Here is a 239-nt window from a genome sequence, read left to right on the forward strand (position 1 = left end):
GGACGAGCTAAGCCTCTATTCCCGTGTAGACCGGTCCTATATCAGTGAGCTTGAGAACGGCGAAAAAGCGCCCTCTCTGCTAACGATCACCGCATTAGCAAGGGCGCTTCATGTTAAGCCTTCGGCTCTAATTGAGGATTATGAGAGGGAGATGAATCTTGATACTTAGGAGGCTCTCCCTCGAACTTTTCCAACTAAAGATTAGGAAAGTATCTTCTGAATCTCCTTCATCAGATATG

The 239-nt window shown here is 46.4% G+C and carries 1 protein-coding gene; it reads left to right on the plus strand.

Features of this window, described 5'->3' with window-relative positions; all coding sequences use genetic code 11:
- On the plus strand, positions 1–169 hold a 169-nt coding region (locus ACSNOG_RS34020; RefSeq protein ID WP_436756523.1), incomplete at its 5' end, for a helix-turn-helix domain-containing protein.
- Between the last annotated feature and the right edge of the window lie 70 nt (positions 170–239).

It is taken from the genome of Streptomyces sp. URMC 124 (genome assembly GCF_051386455.1).
Classification (GTDB): Bacteria; Actinomycetota; Actinomycetes; order Streptomycetales; family Streptomycetaceae; genus Streptomyces.